The 22,038-nt window shown below is 67.1% G+C and carries 21 protein-coding genes; 9 read left to right on the forward strand and 12 right to left on the reverse strand.

Annotated elements, in window-relative coordinates; genetic code table 11:
* The 6 genes from VG502_RS18685 to VG502_RS18710 form a co-directional block, all read right to left on the reverse strand.
* Entirely contained in the window at positions 1-4,581 is a 4,581-nt protein-coding gene (locus tag VG502_RS18685; protein ID WP_325551608.1) for a GH92 family glycosyl hydrolase, read from the reverse strand.
* A 114-nt stretch (positions 4,582-4,695) separates the two neighbouring features.
* Positions 4,696-5,889, reverse strand: a complete 1,194-nt coding sequence (locus VG502_RS18690) for an RNA polymerase sigma factor (protein ID WP_414655760.1) — start codon at positions 5,887-5,889, stop codon at positions 4,696-4,698.
* Positions 5,835-6,245 (reverse strand): YciI family protein, encoded by a 411-nt coding sequence (locus VG502_RS18695; RefSeq protein ID WP_325551610.1) that lies wholly within the window; start codon positions 6,243-6,245, stop codon positions 5,835-5,837. Before VG502_RS18695 ends, VG502_RS18690 begins: the two co-directional genes overlap by 55 nt.
* A 115-nt stretch (positions 6,246-6,360) precedes the next feature.
* Positions 6,361-6,897, reverse strand: a complete 537-nt coding sequence (locus VG502_RS18700) for an NUDIX domain-containing protein (protein WP_325551611.1) — start codon at positions 6,895-6,897, stop codon at positions 6,361-6,363.
* Positions 6,898-6,936: 39 nt separating this feature from the next.
* A complete protein-coding gene (locus VG502_RS18705; RefSeq protein WP_325551612.1) occupies positions 6,937-8,613 on the reverse strand; it encodes an HNH endonuclease signature motif containing protein in 1,677 nt (558 codons plus the stop codon).
* Positions 8,614-8,755: 142 nt separating this feature from the next.
* Entirely contained in the window at positions 8,756-9,160 is a 405-nt protein-coding gene (locus tag VG502_RS18710) for a nuclear transport factor 2 family protein (protein WP_325551614.1), read from the reverse strand.
* A gap of 74 nt (positions 9,161-9,234) precedes the next feature.
* Between VG502_RS18710 and VG502_RS18715 the strand changes: the two genes are divergently transcribed.
* Positions 9,235-10,569, forward strand: coding sequence for a D-arabinono-1,4-lactone oxidase (locus VG502_RS18715; RefSeq protein ID WP_325551615.1), 1,335 nt, complete (start codon positions 9,235-9,237; stop codon positions 10,567-10,569).
* A 25-nt stretch (positions 10,570-10,594) separates the two neighbouring features.
* Here VG502_RS18715 and VG502_RS18720 read toward each other — a convergent pair whose 3' ends face one another.
* From VG502_RS18720 to VG502_RS18735, 4 genes are all read right to left on the reverse strand, one after another.
* A complete protein-coding gene (locus VG502_RS18720) occupies positions 10,595-11,839 on the reverse strand; it encodes an RNA polymerase sigma factor (RefSeq protein ID WP_325551617.1) in 1,245 nt (414 codons plus the stop codon).
* Entirely contained in the window at positions 11,836-12,222 is a 387-nt protein-coding gene (locus tag VG502_RS18725) for a YciI family protein (RefSeq protein ID WP_325551618.1), read from the reverse strand. Before VG502_RS18725 ends, VG502_RS18720 begins: the two co-directional genes overlap by 4 nt.
* 1 nt (position 12,223) lies before the next feature.
* Positions 12,224-12,601 (reverse strand): YciI family protein, encoded by a 378-nt coding sequence (locus VG502_RS18730; RefSeq protein WP_325551620.1) that lies wholly within the window; start codon positions 12,599-12,601, stop codon positions 12,224-12,226.
* Positions 12,602-12,758: 157 nt separating this feature from the next.
* Entirely contained in the window at positions 12,759-13,091 is a 333-nt protein-coding gene (locus VG502_RS18735) for a YnfA family protein (protein WP_325551622.1), read from the reverse strand.
* 132 nt (positions 13,092-13,223) lie between these two features.
* Here VG502_RS18735 and VG502_RS18740 point away from each other — a divergent pair, with 132 nt between their 5' ends.
* Positions 13,224-13,685 (forward strand): phage tail protein, encoded by a 462-nt coding sequence (locus tag VG502_RS18740; RefSeq protein ID WP_325551623.1) that lies wholly within the window; start codon positions 13,224-13,226, stop codon positions 13,683-13,685.
* A gap of 25 nt (positions 13,686-13,710) precedes the next feature.
* On the opposite strand, the gene VG502_RS18745 is transcribed toward VG502_RS18740, so the two are convergent.
* Positions 13,711-14,052: a YciI family protein gene (locus VG502_RS18745; protein WP_325551625.1), complete on the reverse strand. Its 342-nt coding sequence runs from the start codon at positions 14,050-14,052 to the stop codon at positions 13,711-13,713.
* 87 nt (positions 14,053-14,139) lie between these two features.
* Complete coding sequence (locus tag VG502_RS18750) at positions 14,140-14,943, reverse strand: nucleotidyltransferase domain-containing protein (RefSeq protein WP_325551626.1); 804 nt, start codon at positions 14,941-14,943, stop codon at positions 14,140-14,142.
* A 164-nt stretch (positions 14,944-15,107) separates the two neighbouring features.
* Between VG502_RS18750 and VG502_RS18755 the strand changes: the two genes are divergently transcribed.
* The 7 genes from VG502_RS18755 to VG502_RS18785 all read left to right on the forward strand — a co-directional run bounded on the left by VG502_RS18755 (position 15,108) and on the right by VG502_RS18785 (position 22,035).
* Complete coding sequence (locus tag VG502_RS18755) at positions 15,108-16,283, forward strand: beta propeller repeat protein (RefSeq protein ID WP_325551627.1); 1,176 nt, start codon at positions 15,108-15,110, stop codon at positions 16,281-16,283.
* A 236-nt stretch (positions 16,284-16,519) separates the two neighbouring features.
* Positions 16,520-18,418: a molecular chaperone DnaK gene (gene dnaK, locus VG502_RS18760; RefSeq protein WP_325551628.1), complete on the forward strand. Its 1,899-nt coding sequence runs from the start codon at positions 16,520-16,522 to the stop codon at positions 18,416-18,418.
* Entirely contained in the window at positions 18,415-19,125 is a 711-nt protein-coding gene (locus VG502_RS18765) for a nucleotide exchange factor GrpE (protein ID WP_325551630.1), read from the forward strand. The genes dnaK and VG502_RS18765 overlap by 4 nt, the downstream gene beginning before the upstream one ends.
* Positions 19,126-19,206: 81 nt before the next feature.
* A complete protein-coding gene (locus VG502_RS18770; protein ID WP_325551631.1) occupies positions 19,207-20,220 on the forward strand; it encodes a DnaJ C-terminal domain-containing protein in 1,014 nt (337 codons plus the stop codon).
* Positions 20,220-20,672, forward strand: coding sequence for a heat shock protein transcriptional repressor HspR (locus tag VG502_RS18775; RefSeq protein ID WP_325551632.1), 453 nt, complete (start codon positions 20,220-20,222; stop codon positions 20,670-20,672). Before VG502_RS18770 ends, VG502_RS18775 begins: the two co-directional genes overlap by 1 nt.
* A gap of 27 nt (positions 20,673-20,699) precedes the next feature.
* Positions 20,700-20,972: a ribonuclease E inhibitor RraB gene (locus VG502_RS18780; protein ID WP_325551634.1), complete on the forward strand. Its 273-nt coding sequence runs from the start codon at positions 20,700-20,702 to the stop codon at positions 20,970-20,972.
* Positions 20,973-21,021: 49 nt separating this feature from the next.
* The gene (locus tag VG502_RS18785) at positions 21,022-22,035 is read left to right on the forward strand and encodes a GNAT family N-acetyltransferase (protein ID WP_325551635.1); all 1,014 of its coding nucleotides are present in this window, start codon (positions 21,022-21,024) and stop codon (positions 22,033-22,035) included.
* The last annotated feature ends 3 nt before the right edge of the window (positions 22,036-22,038 follow it).

Genomic DNA, 22,038 nt, shown 5'->3' on the forward strand with positions numbered 1-22,038 from the left:
CTACGAGACGGTGATCTTGGTTGTCGTCGCCTCGCTCTTGACGCCGTCGTCCGCGGTGACGGTGACTGTGTAGGTGCCCGCCTTCGCGTAGGAGTGACCGCCGGTGATCGACCAGCCGTCGGCTGACTTCGTGACGTCGGCGGTCGCCATTGCGGACCCGTCGCCCCAGTTGACGGTGGCGGTCGGGGTGCCGGATCCGCCTGTGACGGTGGCCAACTCGGCGGTGAACGAGGTGCCGCTGGGCTGGTCCGCAACGGTCTTCGCCGTCAGGGCGATCGGTGTGTATGCCGCCGATCGGCTTCCGTTCGACGCGAACGCGAAGACGTGGATCCGGCCATCGGACGATGCAGTGCCGACTGCTGGCGGGAGCGTGATCGACACGAGCTTCTTACCGCTGGGCAGCTCGACCGGCGCGGTCGAGAAGATCGCCGCGGTGAGGGAGTCAGTGCCACCGCTGGAGACACGGCCGGCCGACTTTCCGACGACGATGTTGCCGAACTTCGGCGAGCCCGCCGCGCCGACCCAGTCGCCGAACCCGATGGCCAACGGCGCCGTCGAGCCATCCGAGAAGTGCATGGTTGCAGTGCCACTCAGGTCCTTCTGGGTCGCCGTGCCGATGACCGAGATCTTCGTCGCGTCGGTGCCCGGGTCGAACATCACCGTCTGTCCGTCGGCCACGACGTTGTCGTTGCCGCCCACCGGCTTCGGTATGTCGAACGACAGGTCCGTGCCCGGCACCTTCTCCGTCTCACCTTGGACAAAACCGTTGTCCGCCAATGACGTTCGCGAGAATCCGACGCCCCCTGCATCACAGTCGGCACCCGACCCGGGGAGCCCGATGCAGGTGCCGTTCATCGTGTCGGCGAAGAGCTGATCCCTGCTGACGGCGATCTCGACCGGGGTCGACACCTGCTTGCCGGAGACGCTCGCGGCAATGTCCACCGATGCGAGCCCGGCGACGTCGAAGGTGTGCGGGGCGCTGACTGCATACCGTCCGAGTGGGGTTCTGCTGACCGTTGCCGGCTGTGGCCCCTTGCCGTCATGGAAGTCCGCGGTGGCGGTGACTGACGTCGCGCCCTCGGGCACACCACTCACGACGGCCAGCGGCGAGGTCACCTTGCTGCCGACCGTTGACTTCAGGCCCTGGACGGGTGAGACCGCCAGATCGCCTTGTTTCCCAGCGGGATCCGCCGAGAGCTCGAACTCCGAGAGCGTCGGCGCACCACCGGTGCTTGCCGTGATCCGCAGTCGATAGGCGTCATACGAACCGGGTTTCGCGATCGAGTAGGGGACGAGTTGGTCGTCCCAGCGGAACGTCTGGTTCTGCTGCTTGTCGAGGGTTGCCCACGACTTCCCGCCGTCGCTCGAGCCTTCGAGGGTCCACGCGGTGGGCGTGCCGCCGCCGGACCCGTTGGTGATGGTGTAGCGGTTGACCGTCATCGGACCGGAACCGCTGCGCCAGGTGACCGTCGGTGTCTTCGACGTGAAAGTCGTGTCGGTGGAGGAGTCGTCGTCGGTCAGTGCAGTCGTCGACGTGCCGTCGGACGAGGTGGTCGTGCCGTAGCCCGGCGTCGTTGCGTCATACAGCGGCTTGGCGGGTGTGCCCTTGCTCGAGCTCGCAGCCCAGGTGGACGGCTTCGGCCCCATCTGGAAGGAGAGATCGCCGCCTTTCTGCAACAGAGAAGCGTCGATCGTGGCGCTCTGCAACGGTTTTCCGTTCAGCGTCGCCGACTGGATGTAGACGTTCTGGGGACTGTTGTTGCGTGCGTCGATCGTCAGCTTCCGGCCACCGGCGAGGTGGACCGTTGCGGTGCGGAAGAGCGGCGAACCGATGACGTACTGGCCGGAGCCGACCGACATCGGGTAGAAGCCGAGCGCCGAGAAGATGTACCAGGAGCTGGTCTCGCCGTTGTCCTCGTCACCGGCGTAGCCCTCGCCGATGTCGCTGCCGACGAAGAGCCGCCGGGTGATCTCCCGGACCTTCGCCTGCGTCGCGCTGGGCTTGCCCGCCGCGGCATACACGTAGGGGATGTGGTGCGACGGCTGGTTGCTCATCCCGAGCTGACCCATCCGGACCGCTGCCGCTTCGCGCATCTCGTGGATCGTGCCGCCGTATCCGCCCGGGTTGGAGGCGGTTTCGGGTGTGGCGAAGAACTTGTCGAGCTTGGCGATCAGGCCCTTGCTGCCGCCATACAGCGACTCGAGGCCCGGGATGTCGTAGGTCGGGTGGAACGCGAAATTCCAGCCGTCGGTCTCGGTGAAGACGTCTCCCCAGCTGGTGGGGTCGAACGGCTTGCCGCCGAAGGTGTGCCAGGAACCGTCGGCGTTGCGGCCCTGGAAGAAGTCCGTGTCCGGGTTGAAGAGGTTGACGTAGTCCTTGGACCGCGACGTCAGATAGGCGGCGTCGTTCCTCAGCTGGGCGATGCGGTTCTTCGGCGTCTTCGGATCGTTCGCCAGCTTGGTCGCCATCCTGGCGATACCGGCGTCATTGATGTAGTCCTCGAGCGACCAGGAGACGGATTCGCCTGTGCTTGTTGACGTGTAGCCGGCATACGGGCTTGTCCTGAGGCCCTTCCGGCCGACGGCGCTGTCCGTCGAGCGCACGGTCGCGTTCTTCAACGCGGCGTCGTATGCCGTGAGCGCTGTCTTCGTGTCGACACTGCCCTCGAGGTAGGCCTCGGCGAACGCGGTGTCGCTGCTCGTGCCGGTCATCAGATCGGCATAGCCGGGGGAGGACCAGCGGGCGACCCAACCGCCCTCGCGGTATTGCTGGGCGAAGCCGTCGACCAGCTCGTCGGCCAGCTTCGGGTAGAGCAGCGAATAGGCCGGCCATTCGGTGCGATAGGTGTCCCAGAAGCCGTTGTTGACGTAGATCTTCCCTGGCTTGACCTGTGCGTTCGTGGCGCTGTCGGTTGCGTCGCCCTTGGTCGGCAGCACCGGACTGGCGTGCTGGTACTGCGGTTTCGCGGCGGTCCCGACGTTCTCGAACTGCGAGTTCGGATAGAGGTTCATCCGGTAGAGGTTGGAGTAGAGCGACTGCAGCTGGGTCCGTCCGGCGCCGGTGACGTCGATGACACCGAGGCGCTTGTTCCACGCGGTGTTCGCAGCCTGCTGCACCCGCTTGAACGATTTGCGGGCCACCTCCAGGTTGAGGTTGTGCTTCGCCTGATCGGTCGAGATGAACGATGTCGCGAGGCGCAGCTCGACCGTCCTGTCCGAGGAGGTGTCGAAGGAGGCGTACCGGGCGCTGTCCGCGCGGTCACCCGTTGCGTCGCCGGTTTTCGTTGGTGTGCGGTCGAATTCGCCATACACGAACATGCGGGTGGCGCCGTCGGAGTTGCCGTTGTCGACCCAGCCGCTCACCGTGCCGTCGGCATCGACGTGCAGCTTCGAGTCGCCGGCCACCTTGTCGAGCAGCACCGAGCCGGTCGAGCCCGGGAAGGTGAATTGGTAGACGCCCGCGTGGTCGCTCGGCGTCACGGAGGCCTTCAGCCCGTCGGTGAACTTCACGCTGTAGAGATCCGGACGCGCCGTCTCGTCGTCGTGGTCGAACGTGAGCGCCCGGTCGGTGAGGGTCGAGGTCGGCTGCGCGGTGGGCGACGGCATGATCGCCAACTGGTTGCGGTCGCCCATCCACGGACTCGGCTCATGGGACACGCCGATGCCTTGCAAAGAGGGCAGATTCGCATCGTTGTTGGACGAGGCGTAGGTGTATTCCCAGCTGCGACTCTTGCCGTTCGTCATCGGGGTGAAGAAGTTGAAGCCGTTCGGCATCGCGGTCGCCGGAAGGTTGTTGCCGCGCGAGAAGTCACCCGAGGAGAGCGTCCCGCGCCGGGTGTCGACGATCGACGCACGGTTCGTGAGGTCGGTTTTGGGCGCGCGCTGCACGCTCAGGTCGTCGAACCAGGCGCTGAACTTCTGGCCGGCACCGCCGTCGTCGGGGTTGTCGTAGACGGCGATGACCTTGTCGACGGTCTTGCCGGCATACCGGCTCAGATCGATGTGGATCGAGTTCCACTGGTCGGTGTAGAGGACCTTCTTCAGGCCGTGGCCGCTCGCCGAAATGGGTGAACCATCAGTGTCGGTCGCGTCGGGCGTCGCGCTCATGCGGGTGCCGTCGGTGAAGACCAGGTCGATGGCCACATAGGTCGAGGCGTATGACGAACTGCTCCCGCGCTCGGGGAACACCTTGTAGCTCAGCTCATCGCCGTTGCTGATCCGGCGACCGACGTTGTCGTAGAGGGAGTCGGCGCCCCGTGCAGGACCTGCTCCGCGATTGACGCCGGAGAACTGCAGCCCGTGGGTGCCGGTGAATCCGGTCCCCTTGTGGATGTTGAACCCGCTGGTCGGTCCGCCGCCGACCTTCGCGACCAGGGGCGCCCCGTCGTCGCCCGTGCCGGAGACGTTGACGAGCGGGCCGAACTGCTTGGACGTGGACGGTGCGGGCTGCGATGTCTCGAAGGAGGTCGTCCACGGCTTGTCGTGCCGGGTGGCCGCTTGCGCCATCGGTGGCGTCAGCAGACAGGTCGCCGTCATGGCGAATGCGGTCGTGGCAATGGTGAAGCAGGATCCCAGGCGCACCGGTGGCTCCTCCGTGAGGCATGGCGGAATGTCGTACGAGTGACGACGATCACAGTGTCGGCCCGACCCGCCGGTAACTGTGGGACTTACGACACGCGCGAAGGTAAAGGATTATCAAAGGAATTCGCGTAGTCGCGCGGCTTCTCGCAACAGGTGGTCGCGTTCCTTGGTGTTGGTGGCCCTGGAAGCTGCCTCGGTGTAGAGGGCGGCGGACTGCGCGAGGTCGCCGGCTTTTTCGTGCAGGTATGCCGCTGCGGCTGTATGGCGGGGCACCGTCGGATCAACTTCCGCGAGTGCCGCCAGGCCGACGTGCGCACCATCGGCCTCGCCGAGTGCAATGGCGCGATTCAACTGCACGACAGGGGAGTTCGTGATGGCGAGCAGTTCGTCATACCAACTCACGATCTGCACCCAATCGGTCTCCTCGACCCGTTGTGCATCCGCATGCAGCGCCGCGATCGCTGCCTGCGCCTGGTATTCGCCGAGCCGGTCGGCGGCAAGTGCGTGCTGCAGGATGGCGATGCCTTCGGTGATCAACTCGGTGTCCCAGCGGGTGCGGTCCTGCTCCCGTAATGGCACCAGCCGGCCCTGTTGGTCCGTGCGTGACGCGCGTCGGGCGTGGTGCAGCAGCATCAGTGCGAGCAGTCCACGAACCTCGGGTTCTGTTGTCAGCGAGGCCAGTTGGCGGGTCAGCCGAATTGCCTCGGCCGACAGGTCGAGGGAGCCGCCATACCCCTCGTTGAAGACGAGATAGAGCACTCGCAGCACGGTGGCCAGGTCGCCGGGAGAGTCCAGCCTCGTGTCCCGCAACTGCCGCTTCGCGCGGCTGATGCGTTGCGCCATGGTCGTTTCCGGCACCAGATAGGCGTCCGCGATCTGTTGCGTCGTCAGCCCGCCGACAGCGCGCAGCGTCAGGGCGACGGCGGACGAGTTGGTGAGTTTCGGGTTGGCGCAGAGGAAGTACAGCTGCAGGCTGTCGTCAGTGCCAGGGGCAGTGCTCGGCTCGGGTTGCTCGGTGGCGCGCAGCTCGCGCGCCCGCCGTGCGTCGGTCGACCTGACCTGGTCGAGGAAGCGACGCCAGGACGCGGTGATCAGCCATGCGAGTGGGTCGTCGGGTGGTGAATCGCGCCAAGCCTCAAGCGCTTTGATCAAGCCATCCTGGACGGCATCCTCTGCCGACGCGAAGTCTGCTCCACGTCGGCAGAGGGCGCTGATTGCTGCGGGAACCAGGTCCCGGACGAGTTGGTCGTCCACTACTCGAAGGTCGGAGCGGTTTCGGCCGTCATGAGAGGTCGCAGCTCCAGCCACTCGCCGATCGGCTTGCCGTCCTTGCCGGGAGCGGCCGACAACTCACCGGCCAGCTCGATCGCCCGCTCCTCCGACTCCACGTCGATGATCATCCAGCCGGCGATGAGGTCCTTCGTCTCGGCGAACGGGCCGTCGGTCACGGGCGGCTTGCCCTCCCCGTCATACCGGACCCACATGCCGGTCTGTGCGAGGGCGTGTTCCTCGACCAGCTGACCGGCGGCTTCGAGACGGTCCGCGAAATCGCTCATGTACTTCATGTGAGCGTCGAACTCGTCGCGGTTCCACTGGTCCATCGGCACGTCGTGCGTTCCCTTGGGTGCGCCGCGGTAGTGCTTCAACATCAGGTACTTCGGCATGGTCGTTCCCTTCGTCGTTGCCAGCCATTGTGGCTGCGGATGTACGAGGGACGGAGCTGAAGCAGCCATCTCGACATCAGGGGACAGACTTTTCCGAACTTTTTGACGGAAGCGATCAGACGATGTCCAGATGCCGTGCGAGCCGGAGGACCTCTGCGCCGGTGGCATCGTCGGAACCGGCCATCCAGTCGATTGCTGCAGCAACGGGCAGGTGCCGGACCGCGGTGATCTGCTCGGCGCCGGCGACGCCTTTCGGCGGAGCAGCGACGACCGTCGTCGGGACGCTGGCGAAGACCCACCACATGATCGGGTGCGGCACGTGAACCAGGTATGGCGCGTCGTTGCGGCTGTGTGCGACGTGGCTGAAGAAGATTCGCAGAGGTCCTGTCGGCGCGGAGCCCGCTTCCTCGTAGAGCTCTCGGGTTGCTGCGGATTCGAGGTTCTCGCCCGGCTCGAGCCGGCCACCCGGGAGGAAGCGCCATCCCTCGATCGACTCGCAGACCGTGACGATGCCCGGCTCCGGCGTGGCGACGAGGTGGATCCGGTGCACCAGCTCGGATGGTGGGTCGTCGAAGGTGCCGACGATGTCGGCGTTCGCGTAATCGACATACGACCGCGCGAAGAGTGCTTCGAAACCCGGCGGACTACCCATCACCCGACGCTAGCAAGCGGATCAGTCGGCAGGCCGAGATCAATCGGCAGGCATTGTGCGGTAGGTGCGTCCGGATGGGCTCGTCCACGTGCACACACCGTCGGGTGTCATCGAGACTCGCCATCCGGTCTCGTGCTTGGCGCGATGGTGGTGCTTGCAGAGGCAGTGCAGGTTGGCGGGTTTCGTCTCGCCGAGCGGCCACGGAGCCACATGGTCCAGCTCGCAGTAGGCCGCCGGCATACTGCACCCCGGGAAGCGGCAGTGCTGATCTCGGGTCGTGACCATCCGACGGATCGCGGCCGTTGGTCGATATTTGCGACTCATCGTCTCGATCACCGTGCCGGTCACCGGGTCGGTGAGTGCCCGGGTCACCGCGGTGCCGACAGTCCGGGCCAACTGCGCCACTTGCGCAGCAGGTATGACGCCAACTCCCGGCACGATGACGTCTTCGAATGGCGATGCGGGTGAAGCGGCGCAGGCCGGGCGAGCGGGTTGTGATGACCGCGCGGATCGGGTCTTCGTCGCCGTCGCCCCGCTTCCTCGAGGCCTGGTCTCGCTTCCCTGAGGTGCCGGGTGTTGTCTCCGCGCCTCGGCAAGCAGCTGGTCCCAGCCGATGTCGCCCAGGTCGAGGTTGTCGAACTCGTCGAGGTCACGGTCGTCGTCGCCGTGGTAGTTGTCGGGGTCCGGCATCACGCCGAGCATGTCGTCCAGCAGTGCGTTGAGCTCGTCGCCGACCGGATCATCGCTGACACGGTCGCCGTGGCCGATGGTGCCGTCGTTCCCGCCCGGCTGATATTCGCCGTCGAAGGTGACATTGCCGAATGCCCCCGTGGGCGAGGAGGTTTCGCCGCAGGTCGGCCGCACCGGAAGGTGGAAGACGATCGTCGTGTCGACGTGGACGTTGCGGAGCAACAGGTCGATGAAGGCATCGGCGCGGCACTCGGCAAGGGTCTTGCCAGTGGTGTCGTCGGCATGCAGTTGTCTGGCGTGCTCATCGATGGCGCGCTGCGCTGCCGCGATGTCCTCGGTCGGCAGGATGGCGACCATCTCGGCAAGACCCGGCTCGTGGTGTGGCCGGGAGAAGACACCAATGTGATTGCGGCGCCTGCGTTTTGCGGCCGGTTCGACGGAGGTCGGCTCCAGCTCGGCCAGGAGCTTCGGAATGCGCCGACGCAGCTGTGTGGTCGTGAGGCCGGCGATGCCTTGGTCCAGCAGGGCGCGCTCGACCGCTCGCTTCGTCTTCGTGGTCGTGCCAGCCAGCATGTCCGTGACGACACCGATCTTGGCCGGGTCGACAGAGCCGCTGCCCGCTTCGGTGATCAGCCGTGGCGCCTGTGTGACCGCGTCGAGGGCGTGCTGGATGCGCGTGCCGACCTGTCGTGGGCCGAGGCCCAGCAGTGGCGCGATCTCGGTGTCGATCCACTCGTCAGCAAACCCGAGATGATGTCGAATCACTTTGGTATCAGCGATATCCGGGTCGAAGACCTCTTCATGGCCGGCAGCCTGCGCGATGCGGACGGCCTGGGCTGAGAGAGCCGAATTCGCGACCCGTTGGGTGGCCGCGACCTGCTCGAGCAGCTCCTCCTTGGTCAACGGATCAGCGTCCGTGCGGGCGCTCTCGAAGGCCAGTGAGGTCAGTTGCAACGCCGCATCCAGCAACTCGGAACTGCTGGCACAGGACAACTCATCCGCAGTGGGGAGGAGTTTATTCGTCATACAGCAATGATAACTGTGTTCGATTGAATTAGAAAGAGCTTAAGTCCCGAATCCGTTCGCTGTCAGCGGAATTCGGTGTTCCCGGACCCAGGTAACGTGGTCGGCGCTCCATCGGATGGGCCGCCTCGTCCGCGTGGTCGACCTAGCGAGGTCGGCTGTCCGAGGTCGCCTCGGCCACCACCTGCTCGAACTGTGCACCCATCGCCTCGGCGAGAGCCTTCGCACCCGACAACGGCCGCACCATGACGACGAAATCGTCGATCAGGCCGGCGTCGTTGACGTGCAGGAAGTCGCACCCGTTGACGAGAGTGCCGTCGATCGTCGCTTCGAAGACGAGCGCATGATCCCGGCCGTCCGGAGAACTTATCTCACGCACGTAGTGGAAGCCCTCGAAGACGTGCGTGACGGCCCGCAGGATGGCCGCGGTGATCGCCTTGCCGTCATACGGCTTGAACGCGACCGGGCTGGTGAATCGCACGTCGTCGGCCAGCAGCGCTGCGATCGCCCCATGGTCGTTGGCTTCCACGGCATCCCGGAAGGCGCGCATCGGATCTCCTCGTCGTTCGGATCCGAAAACACTACGACACCCACCGCATGGTTACTCTTCGGTAAGGTCCGCGTATGACCCGCTCGACCGCACCCCGATGGCGCCGGCCGCCCATGCTCCGCGGCGGTGGATTCGCCAACTGGGCGCGCACCGAGAGTTGCGTGCCCAGCCAATGGATGTCGCCCGCCACCGAGGACGACGTCGTCGCTCTCGTGCAGCGGGCGCGCGTCGACGGCCGCCGGGTCCGCTGCGTCGGTGCTGGACACTCCTTCAACGCGCTCGCGGCGCCCACGGACATCGCCGTCTCGCTCGACAACCTGCGCGGGATCGTCGCGTATGACGACACCACCGTGACCGTCCTTGCCGGCACGCGACTACGTGACCTGAGTGCGGCCCTTGCCGCGCGCGGCCTGGCCCTGCCGATCCTCGGGTCGATCGCGGACCAGTCGATCGCCGGTGCGATCGCGACCGGCACACACGGGTCGAGCCTGACGCATCCGAACCTTTCCGGGCTGGTGCGCGCCATCGGCCTGGTCGACGGCGCGGGCGTCGTCCGTGACCTGGGCGAGGACGATGATCTGCTCGATGCGGCGCGAGTTCACCTGGGAGCATTGGGGATTCTGACCCGAGTGCGCCTTCGGGTGGTGCCGGCCTTCACCCTCCGCGAACGCATCGAGTGGTTGCCTGTCGGCGAGGTGGCGGCGGCCCTGCCCGAGATCAGCACGAGTGCCGAATACACCAAGGTGTGGTGGATGCCGCACACGCCCAAGGCGCTGGTGTTCCGCTACGAACGCGTCCCGGCGCCACGGACATTGCTCGCGGTCCACGCCGACCGCTTCATCGACGAGAAGATCCTGCATCGCAGCCTGCTACCTGCGATCTTCGCCGCGCAGCGTCGGCAGTCGGGCTGGGTCCCGATGTTCAACCGCACCGCCGGCCGAACTCTCAAGAAGGCCAGTCGGATCGGGCCGAGCCCGCTGATCTTCTCCACGCCGATGCCGGCCCGGCATACCGAGACCGAGGCGTCCGTCCCGCTGGCGAGCGGCGGGGCTGCCTTCGACGCGGCCGTGCAGGTGGTCGACGACGCTGATGTCCACGTCAACTTCATCACCGAGCTGCGCTTCGTCAAGGGCGACACCGGCTGGCTGAGTCCGGCGTATGGCGGGGACGTCGTCCAACTCGGTGCCTACACAGCGGTTCTGGGGGATCGGGATCGCTACTTCGGCGAGTTCTGGCGCCGCATGCGCGAGCTCGGCGCTCGTCCGCACTGGGGCAAGGAGCTCGACCACGCCGCTGACGAATTGCGCACTCTCTACCCGCGATTCGACGATTTCACGGCTGCTCGAGCACAACTGGATCCCGACCGGATGTTCGCCAATCCGTTCCTCGACCGAGTGCTTGGCAACTGACAGCGGCGGCCACCGTAGGGGCGCGTCAGCCGGCCAGCTGGTCTCGACGGCGGCTGAGGTACGCGCGTTCGGCAGGGTTGCCGGCCAGCACGATCGCCCGGTCGTATGCCGCGCGCGAGTCACCGCTTCGTCCCAGCCTGCGCAGTAGGTCCGCGCGTGCCGCGTGGAACGCGTGGTAGCCGTCGAGTTCGCCTGCGAGGCGGTCGATCTCGCCGAGAGCCACGTCGGGCCCATCGAGCTCGGCAACGGCGACTGCCCGGTTGAGCCGCACGACCGGCGAGGGATCGATCCTCGCCATACGGTCGTAGAGCGTGACGATCTGCGACCAGTCGGTGTCGCGGGCGGACGAGGCGTACGTGTGCACCGCATTGATCGCGGCGAGCAACTGGTAGCGCCCCGGCGCCTCCCCGCCGGCGGCGACCGCGGTCAGTCGTTCGCGGACGAGGTCGTGCCCCTCGGCGATCAGCGAACGGTCCCACGCACCACGGTCCTGCTCGTCCAGCGTCACGAGTTCACCGGTGCGGGAGACCCGGGACGAGCGGCGGGCGTCGGTCAGCAGCATCAGGGCCAGGAGCCCGGTCACCTCACCGTCCTCCGGCCGGAGCGAGTGCAGCAGCCGGCCCAGCCGGATCGCCTCGTCGCTCAGGTCGGCCCGGACCGGGTCGTCGCCGGCGCTGGCAAGGTAGCCCTCGTTGAAGACGAGATAGACCACCGCGAGCACGCCGGACAACCGCTCCTCGATGTCGGCGGTCGACGGCACTCGATAGGGGATGTGCGCCGCCTTGATCTTCGCCTTGGCGCGGGTGATCCGCTGCGCCATCGTGGTCTCCTGCACAAGGAACGCGTGGGCGATCTCGGCGACGGTCAGTCCGCCGAGCAGGCGCAAGGTGAGCGCCACCCGAGCCTCCATGGCGAGCGCCGGGTGGCAACAGGTGAAGACGAGTCGAAGGCGGTCGTCCTCGACCGGACCCGTTGGGGTAGCAGGGTTTTCGTCGATCATCAGCTGAGCCTCTGCGTGCTTGGAGTCGCGCCGCGACTCCCGCCTCAGCCGGTCGATCGCCTTGCGCGTGGCAGTGGTGGTGAGCCACCCGCCGGGGTTGGGAGGTATGCCGTCGCGTGGCCACCGCTCGACTGCCGCGGCGAACGCTTCCGCCGCGGCGTCCTCGGCGATGTCGAGATCACCGAAGCGACGGGCCAGGCCGGCGACCACCCGGGACCACTCCTCGTGGTGGACCCGGGTGATCGCTTCGTCGACCGAGCCGTCGGTCACGAGTCCAGCAGCGCCTTGAAGGACTCCTCGGTCTGGAACGGGCGCACCTCGACCTTGCCGCGGCATGCCTTGGATCCCTCCGCCGCGAGAGCGAGCGCTTCGTCGAGGTCGGCCGCCTCGATGACCCAGAAGCCACCGAGGTACTCCTTGGCCTCCGCATAGGGGCCGTCGGTGACCACCGGCTTGTCGCCGCGGCCGTCAACCGTGGTCGCCGTCGTTGCGTCCGCCAACCCGTCCGCGAAGACGAAATGCCCTTCCTTCTCGAGCTTTTCGTTGAACGCGCCCGTGTCGGCGAACGACTGCAGCATCTCCTCCTTGCTGGAGTAGCTGCCGAACTCACCCGCGTCGGCCGGTCCGTAGACCGACATCATGTACCGGGGCATGTCACTCACCGTCCTTCTGTTCCAGGATGTGCCTTCTACCGGGGAAGCGATGCACTTCCTGCGGCCAATCCAGAGCGACCGCCAGGCGCCCCGCCCAATAGCCAGCGGCCTCATCGTCGGCGACCTCCACGACGCAGAACCCGCCCAGGTGTTCCTTGGTCTCGACATACGGGCCGTCGCTGAAGACCGGCTTCCCGTTCTTCGCCTCCACGCTGCACACGACGGACTCGGCGCCGATGCCACCGTCGGTGAAGACGAACACTCCATCGTTCTTCATCTCGTCGATCACGCGCATCGAGGCCTCGCCCTTCGCTCGCAATTGCTCCGGGGTGTGCTCGGCGACCCACTCGTCGTTGAATGCGATCAGATACTGGGGCACTGGCCCTCTCCTCTCAGTTCGGGACCGGCCGCTAGCGGCTTCGTCCGGGCGGCCCGGTTGGCCGTCATACCAACGCCACGAACGCGCAGACCGTCATACGACACCTGCCGCAAAGAATCTCAAGAACTTTCCGGTGCCGACAAGGGGCAGGGGCAGCTCAGCGCCGTGGCGCGAGCATGATGACGCCCACCCCGACCAGGCACACGGCGGCGCCGATCAGGTCCCACCGCGTCGGTCGGAAGCCGTCGGCAAGGACACCCCACACGAGCGAGCCGGCCACGAAGATCCCGCCATACGCTGCGAGCACCCGGCCGAAGTGCGCGTCCGGTTGGGCCGTCGCGATGAAGCCGTATGCCGCGAGCGCGACCACACCGCCGAGCGCGAGCCACCACGGCCGGTGCTCGCGGACCGACTGCCAGATCAGCCAGCAACCCCCGATCTCGGCGAGCGCCGCCACGATGAAGAGGCCGTAGATCCGCAGGGTCGTCACGTCAGCACGGTAGTCGGAGCCGATCGACGGCGCGGCGCACGATGTGTGACGTGGCGATCGGATGCCAGTAGCGGTCGGTAGCCTTCGTTCCAGCCGTATGGCGCCCGACCTACTCATCCTTGGGAGTGCTGCATGTCCTACGCCGTTGACTTCAAGACTGTGTCGACCGTCGGCCTGGAGTCGTCACCGGTGGCGGAAGCGCTCGCCGGCCTGCGGGCCAACGAGGCGCGCTACTTCAAGAACAAGTACGACCACACGTTCACCGTCGAGCCCGCCGCGGAGGTGCAGCCGGTGATCGACTGGGTGAGTGGCATCCTCAAGGACGAGCGGGACATCGTCATCGCATCGCCGGCGTTGGAAGCCACGCAGTTCCAGGTCGAGAACATCAACATGGCCTACGTCTTCTACGAGAGCGGCCTGTCGATCAACGTGATGTACACGCTCGACGAGGGCGGCAAGCGTGCGGTCGGGTTCAAGCTGTCCGACGGGATGGAGGTCCCGGAGGAGCTCGGCGCGTTCAAGTTCGCCCGGCAGAAGTCCAAGCTGGCCGGCACCATCCGTGGGTCCTACTTCGTCATCAAGGGCGAGCACTGATGGGGCATCGGCAGGCCGCAGCGGTCTAGCCGATCCGCCGGACTTCCTGCGGCCAGCCGCACGCTTCGGCGATCTTGCCGGCCCAGAGCTTCGCCGCGTCAACATCGGCGACGTCGATCACCGTCAGGCCACCGAGGAACTCCTTGTGTTCGACATACGGCCCGTCGGTGAACTCGACCGAGCCGCTGGTCGTGTCGGCGCTGAACGCGTTGGTGATGTCCTCGTCCAGCCCACCGGCGAACACGTAGACGCCGGCGTCCTTCATCTCCTCGACGACCGCCCCGGCGAGCGGCCCGCGCTCGACGAACCACTCCTCGCTGTGGTCACCGACCCACTGCTGGTTGAAGTAGATGATGAACTGGGTCATGGCAGCTCCCGTGTTTCCGTGGCGGACCCGTTGCCCGCCTCACCCCGTCCACGAACAGGACACCACGGATACGACACCGCCGATCGATCATTTTCGCGCTCCGGCGGAAGGCGCGATGTCGACGGCGAGGCGGGCGCGGGTCAGTGCGGCGAGCGGACTTCGCGGTCGGGTCCGTCCGGTGCGCTCCGCCCAACGATCGAGGGCCCAGTCGTAGACCTGGGCTGTCTCCCGGAGCGAGCGACTCAGCTCGGCGAACTCGTCCGAGCGGGGCATTGCGGCATGCACACGCTGCATGTCCGCTGCGGACAGCTGGGATTCGGCCGTGTGCCATTCGGCTCCGAGCATGGGCACGACACGCCCCATCAGCGTGTCGACCACGCCGGCGCGCACCGCGAATCGCTCGCCGTGCCGTAGGCGTCCCTGCAGTCCCAGCAGCCACGGCCAGGTCGAGCTGTCGAGGGTGGCGGCATCGAACTCGGGTGGGGACCACGCCGCGACGTCCGCGGTCAGGCGGCGCTCGACGTCGGCCCGATCCAGCACGACGGTGAAACCTCGCGCTATGCCCGCGAACACCTGCACCGACCCTTCGGCGATCGTCAGGTCCAGTTCGTGCAAGTCCTCGTCCCAGACCTGATAGCGGAACTCGCCCTGCCAGCTCGGCTCCTGGGCGTATGCCGGTTCGACCCCCATGATGGTCGCTGCGATCGCGGACCGGTCGTCCCAGACCTCTTCGCGGCGCCCGGGCTCCGCCACCAGGATCAGGTCCAGGTCGGAGAAGTCGTGGTCGACACCCTGGGCGACCGAGCCGAAGATGACGACTGCCCGAATCGACGATTGCGCGGACGCCCACGCGACGGCTCGATCGGCGAAATCCCTTGCTGCCGTTGGCACACTTCCTCCTCAGTGACGACGTCCGACCAACGTAGCGCCGGATGCCTGACGGAGACGCGATTCCCTGTGCTCCAGGGTCTTGTCGGGCGGCTCGCGCGTGGCGAGAATAAGAGGCTGCGGTGCCCGGCATACCGCTGCCCGGGCCTCGACGAAAGAAGCGGCTGATGCCCGACGCAGCAATCCACGTATTGGTCGGAACGACCAAGGGCGCGTTCATCCTGGACGGCGACGCCGACCGCACGAAATGGGCGGTCCGCGGCCCATATTGCGACGGCTGGCCGATCAATCACGTCATCGGCGACCCGGCCACCGGGACGATGTGGGCCGGTGGCGGTGGCGACTGGTCCGGTGCCGGCGTATGGCGCTCCGACGACGGCGGCACGACCTGGTCCGTCACCAAGCTGACCACCGGGCAGATGGACACCTGGGCTGCGAGCGACCCGGAGTTCGCCGCGTCGATCGGCTGGACGGACACACCGGCGCCGTTCGGCGACGACTTCTCGCAGGTGTGGTCGCTGGGGCGGGGCGGCGGAAAGCTGTATGCCGGAACGAAACCCGCGACTCTGCTGGTCAGCGACGACGGTGGCGAGACCTGGCAGACGGTGAAGGGCCTGACCGATCATCCGTCGGCGCCCGACTGGGGCCCCGGCGCCGCCGGGCTCGTCCTGCACACGATCGTCGTCGATCCGGAGGACCCCGAGAAGATGTGGATCGGCATCTCCGCGGCCGGCGTCTTCGCCACCGAGGACGGTGGCGTGACCTGGGAGCGGCGCAACGACCTGGCCGACCCCACGGCGGGTGAGGGCAACACGCACCCGGCCGCGGCATCCGACGGGCACACCGGCTTCTGCGTGCACCACCTCGAACGCGCCGAAGGCACCGAACCCGTTCTTTACCAACAGAATCACCACGGCGTATGGCGCTCGCAGGACGGCGGCCACACCTGGCACAACATCACTGCGGGGCTGCCCTCGACGTTCGGCTTCCCGCTCTGGGCGCACCCGCGCGACGGCCGGACGATCTGGACCGTGCCGCTCAACGGCGACACCGAGGGCCGCTACCCGCCGGACGCGGCCGCGGCTGTATGGCGCTCCCGGGATGCCGGCGCCTCCTGGGAAGCGCAGCGCACCGGACTGCCGCAGGAGGCCTGTTTCTTCACCGTCCTGCGACAGGGCATGAGCGGCGATCGCCGGGACCCTGCCGGGGTCTACTTCGGGACGAACACGGGCTCCGTCTTCGCCAGTCGCGACGAGGGCGAGACCTGGGAGGAGATCGCGCGGCACATGCCCACGGTGCTGGCCGTCGAGGTCCTCGAGCCGGCTGCCACCGGGGGAGCCTGAGCGGGTCGCTGCCGCAGCTCCCGGGGCTCGGCGAAAAAGTCGTGGCGCCGGGGAATCATTCGACCAGGTCAAAAGTTGAGTCAGGTAAGCGCAACTTTGGAGCCGTCGGTTTGACATGACCGCCGACACCGGAGTTGAGTCGGACACAGTCAACTTCGCTCGTATGACGCGGGGCTCCTCTGCGTCCGGCGTCGAGACATGACAGACCAACATCTCAACCAAGGGAGAACACAGACATGGGACGTGCGGTAGGTATCGACCTCGGCACCACCAACTCCGCGGTCGCGGTCCTGGAGGGCAACGACCCGGAGATCATCGCCAACGCCGAGGGCGGTCGCACCACGCCGTCGGTCGTCGCGTTCGCCAAGAACGGCGACGTGCTGGCGGGCGACATCGCCAAGCGCCAGGCCGTCACCAACGTCGACCGCACGGTCCGCTCGGTCAAGCGCCACATGGGCACCGACTGGAGCACCGAGGTCGACGGCAAGAAGTACACCCCGCAGGAGATCTCGGCCCGCATTCTGCAGAAGCTGAAGCGCGACGCCGAGTCCTACCTCGGTGAGGACGTCACGGACGCGGTCATCACCGTCCCGGCATACTTCGACGACGCCGAGCGCCAGGCCACCAAGGAGGCCGGCGAGATCGCGGGTCTCAACGTGCTGCGCATCATCAACGAGCCGACCGCTGCGGCGCTCGCCTACGGCCTCGACAAGGGCAAGGAGGACGAGCTCATCCTGGTCTTCGACCTCGGTGGCGGCACCTTCGACGTGTCCCTCCTCGAGGTCGGCAAGGACCCGGAGGACGGCTTCTCCACCATCCAGGTCCGCGCGACCAGCGGTGACAACAAGCTCGGTGGCGACGACTGGGACCAGCGGGTGGTCAACCACCTGGTCCAGCAGGTCAAGAACCAGACCGGCGTCGACCTGTCCAAGGACAAGATCGCCATGCAGCGTCTGCAGGACGCGGCCGAGCAGGCCAAGAAGGAGCTGTCCGGCGCGACGTCGACCAACGTCAGCCTGCAGTACCTCTCGATGGGTGAGAACGGCCCGATCCACCTGGACGAGACCATCACCCGTGCGATGTTCGAGGACATCTCCAAGGACCTCCTGGAGCGCACCAAGGCTCCGTTCGAGCAGGTCATGAAGGACGCGGGCGTCACCGTCAAGGACATCGATCACGTTGTGCTCGTTGGTGGTTCGACCCGTATGCCGGCCGTCACCCAGGTCGTGAAGGACCTCACCGGCAAGGAGCCCAACAAGGGCGTCAACCCGGACGAGGTCGTCGCGGTCGGTGCCGCACTGCAGGCCGGCGTGCTGAAGGGTGAGCGCAAGGACGTGCTGCTCATCGACGTCACGCCGCTGTCGCTCGGCATCGAGACCAAGGGTGGGCTCTTCACCAAGCTGATCGAGCGCAACACCGCGATCCCGACCAAGCGCTCGGAGGTGTTCTCCACCGCCGAGGACAACCAGCCCTCGGTCGAGATCCAGGTGTTCCAGGGTGAGCGCGAGCTCGCCAAGGACAACAAGCCGCTCGGCAACTTCGAGCTGTCCGGCATCGCGCCCGCACCGCGTGGCGTGCCGCAGATCGAGGTCACCTTCGACATCGACGCCAACGGCATCGTCCACGTGTCCGCCAAGGACCGCGGCACCAACAAGGAACAGTCGATGACGATCTCCGGTGGCTCCGCGCTGCCGAAGGAAGACATCGACCGCATGGTCAAGGACGCCGAGGAGCACGCGGCCGAGGACAAGAAGCGGCGCGAGGAGACCGAGGCCCGCAACACCGCGGAGCAGCTGGTCTACTCGACCGAGAAGTTCCTGGCCGACAACGGCGACAAGGTCCCGGCCGACTCCAAGTCCGAGGTCGAGTCGGCGCTGACCGAGCTGAAGGACGCGCTCAAGGACGAAAACGCTTCCGCCGAGGACATTTCCGCCAAGACCACCAAGGTCAACGAAACCTCGCAGAAGATGGGCGCCGCCCTGTATGCCGCGGAGCAGCAGTCCGGCGGTGACGCCCCGACGGGTGACGCCGCGGGTGGCACCGGCGACGCTCCGAAGGCCGACGCCGAGAACGACGACGTGGTGGACGCCGAAGTCGTCGACGACGACGCCGACGCCAAGGGTGACTCCAAGTGACGGACTCCACCAAGGGTTCGCAGCCGGGCTCCGATCTTCCGGGGCCCGGCCGGCGGCCGGAGGAAGAGGACCAGACCGGACCCGTCATCCGCGACAAGCGCCGGATCGACGAGAACGGTGAACTGCGCACGAAGTCGGAGAGCGGATCGGAGGACACAGTGACGGACGACACCGCTGCCGAGCAGCCGGCCGTCGACGAGCCGGCCACGGCAGGCGAGTCGGCGACGGAGGGCGAGCAGACCACCGCCGACACCACCGAAGCCGATGTCGAACACCCCGACACCGTGCTCGCGGCGCAGCGGCTGGAGGATCTGCAGCGCGCCCAGGCGGAGTACTTCAACTACAAGAAGCGCGTCGAGCGCGACCGCGAGGCCCAGAAGGACGCCACCACGGCGCGCGTTCTGGAGTCGTTGCTGCCGGTGCTCGACGACATCTACCTGGCGCGCGAGCACGGGGATCTGGAGGGCACGCCCTTCGAGAAGATCGCCGACAAGCTCGACTCGACGCTGACGAAGCTGGGCCTGACCGCGTTCGGCGCGGTCGGTGAGCCGTTCGACCCCACCCATCACGAGGCCCTGATGCATATCGAGGCCGAGGTGCCGGAGGGTGCGGAGGGCACCACCATCGTGCAGGTCATGCAGCCGGGCTACCGGCTGGGTGAGCGCATGGTTCGACCCGCTCGCGTCGCGGTGGCGGACCCGTCCTGATGCAGCCCCGGTCCTTGGTCGAGCGGGGGTTCATCGCGAATCCCCGCTCGACCAACGACCTTTCGAGGTATGGAGTGATTGATGGCTAGTCAGGATTGGCTCGAGAAGGACTTCTACAAGATCCTCGGTGTCTCCCAGGACGCGAGCGACGACGAGATCAAGAAGGCCTACCGCAAGCTCGCCCGCAAGTGGCACCCGGACCAGAATCCCGGTGACGCTGCGGCCGAGCAGAAGTTCAAGGACATCGGCGAGGCCAACTCCGTCCTCGCCGACCCGGCCAAGCGCCAGGAGTACGACCAGTTGCGCCAGATGGTCGGTGGCGGTGCCCGCTTCACCGCCGGTGGTCCCGGCGGAGCTGCCGGCGGCGCAGGGTTCGAGGACCTCTTCGGCTCCATGTTCGGCGGTGGTGGTCGTGGCCAGAACGTCCGCTTCTCCACCGGGGGCGGTGGCGAGCAGATCAACCTCGACGACATCCTCGGACAGTTCGGTGGCGGCGGTGGTTATGGATCCCCGTATGGCGGCTACCAGGCCGGCCCCCGCAAGGGCGCCGACCTCGAGGCGCGCACGACGCTGAGCTTCCGGGACGCCGCGGCGGGCGAGACGATCGCCCTCCAGGCGGCCGACGGGCAGACCATCAAAACGCGAATCCCCGCCGGTGTCAGGGACGGTCAGACGATCCGGCTGCGCGGCAAGGGACAGCCCAGCCCGAACGGCGGGCAGCCCGGCGACCTGCTGCTGCACATCACGGTGCAGTCGCACCCGGTCTTCCGCCGCGAGGGCAACAACCTCACGGTCGACCTGCCGGTGACCTTCGCCGAGGCCGCACTCGGCGCCACCGTCGCGGTCCCGACCCTGAGCGGCAAGAGCGTCAAGGTCAAGATCAAGCCGGGCACCCCGTCCGGTCGCAAGCTGCGTGTCAAGGGCCAGGGCATCCAGGCCAAGAGCGGCGCGGGTGACTTGATCGCGGTCGTGCAGATCGTCGTTCCGGAGAAGTTGTCCGGCGACGCCAAGAAGGCGGTCGAGGCGATGGCCGAGGAAGAGCGCTCCAGTGGCGTTGACCCACGAGCCGAACTGAGCGCGAAAGCCGCACAGTGATGGTCCGCTCATCGTGGCGAGGCACGTCGCCGCCGCCGGGGGACGCGCCGATCTACGCGATCTCCGCGGCGGCGCAGCTCGCCGGCATACACGCCCAAACCCTGCGTCAATACGACAGATTGGGCATCGTCACGCCGTCGCGCACCAGCGGCGGCGGGCGTCGCTACTCGATGCACGACCTGGACGTCCTGCGGGAGGTGCAGCGCCTCTCCCAGGAGGAGGGGGTTTCCCTCGCCGGCATCCGTCGGATCCTGGAGCTCGAGGACCAGATCGAGGCCCTGCGGTCACGTGTCCGCGAACTCTCCGACGAGCTGGCCCGTGAGCGCAGCAAGGGCATGGGCCGCGTCTTCGCCGCGGCACCGGACGGTCAGATCACGCCGCTGCGCCCGGGTGAGCGGGTCACCCCGGTGCGCACCGAGCGCGCCCTTGTCGTATGGCGCAAACGGGGTTGACCGCCTGAATCTGGCACAGTGGGTCCCGTGATCGAGTACCTCATGGTCTTCCCCGAGCGCAGCGCTGCCGAGGATGCGGCGGAAGAGCTCGCGGATGACGAATTCACTTCCGTCCGTGTCGTTTCCGAGGCCCTCGCCGGCGAGGACGACGCCGAGGACGTCGACTGGGTGGTTCACGTCGTGCAGGACACCATCGACGATCCGGCGAGCGCCGTGGCCAGGGCACTCGCTGAGCGGTTCGCCTCCCTTGCGAAGGAACACGGTGGCTGGCTGGACGACGACTGGTCGACCGCCGGTTGAGTGGGAAATTCGGTGGCCCTGAGTACGGGAGATCCGTAGCGTCGACCATGTGATCCGACTGATCGATCCGGCGGACGACGCCGCCATGCGTCAGGTGTATGACGTGGGCATCGCGTCGAAAGGCGTTGCGCGCCCGTGGTTCTCGCCCCCGTCATACAAGTCGTGGCTCATCGGCATGCGAAAGCCCGATGCCGAGGAGCCGCGCGAGCTCTACGGCTTCTTCGACGCAGCCGGAGCCTGCCTCGGCACGACGTTGCTGTTCGTCCCCTCCCAGGACAATCTGGAGAAGGTGTATGCCGACCTCGATGTCGCACCGCAGCATCGCCGGCAGGGCATCGGCGCTGCGCTGGTGCGTGACGCCATAGCGCGGGTCCGAGAACTCGGCCGGACGGCGCTCTTCGTCGAGACGCTCGCACCCGGCGACGATGACCGGGAAGAGCACGAATACGCCCGGTTCGCAAGGGCGCACGGTTTCAGCCCGGCCTGGCGCGAGCTCGCCCAGCACCTGGCGCTCCCGGTGGGGGACGATGTGCTTGCTCGGATCGTTGCGGACGCCGCCGCGCACAGCGCGGGCTACCGCGTCGAGACCTTCGTCGGGCGTGTCCCCGACCACCTGCTACCGGGGCTGGCCGAGCTGATGGGTCTGCTGGCGGCGGATGCGCCATCCGGTGAGGTCGAGTTCGAGGGCGAGGTGGTCACGCCCGAGCGGCTGCGGCGCATGTACGAGCGCGAGGCGGAACAAGGGCGGATCCGCCTGTCGTGCCTGGCGATCGAGGAGTCGACGGGCGTCGTCGCGGCCCAGACCGATCTGGTCTTCGACGCCTCACTGGACCCGGTCGTCCAGGAGGGCACCTACGTGCACCGGCGACACCGTGGGCATCGATTGGGCGCAGCCGTCAAGGCCGCGAATCTGCAGCGATTGCAGCGCGATTACCCCGGGCGGCCGTTGGTTCGCACCATGAACGCGGACACCAACGAGCATATGGTGGCGATCAACGCCGAGCTCGGCTTCGAGGTCGTCGAGACCTCCACCGAGTGGGTCATCGACCCGACGAATCGCTAGCCA

Origin of the sequence: Flexivirga sp., assembly GCF_035551235.1 — a bacterium.
Taxonomy (GTDB): Bacteria; Actinomycetota; Actinomycetes; order Actinomycetales; family Dermatophilaceae; genus Flexivirga.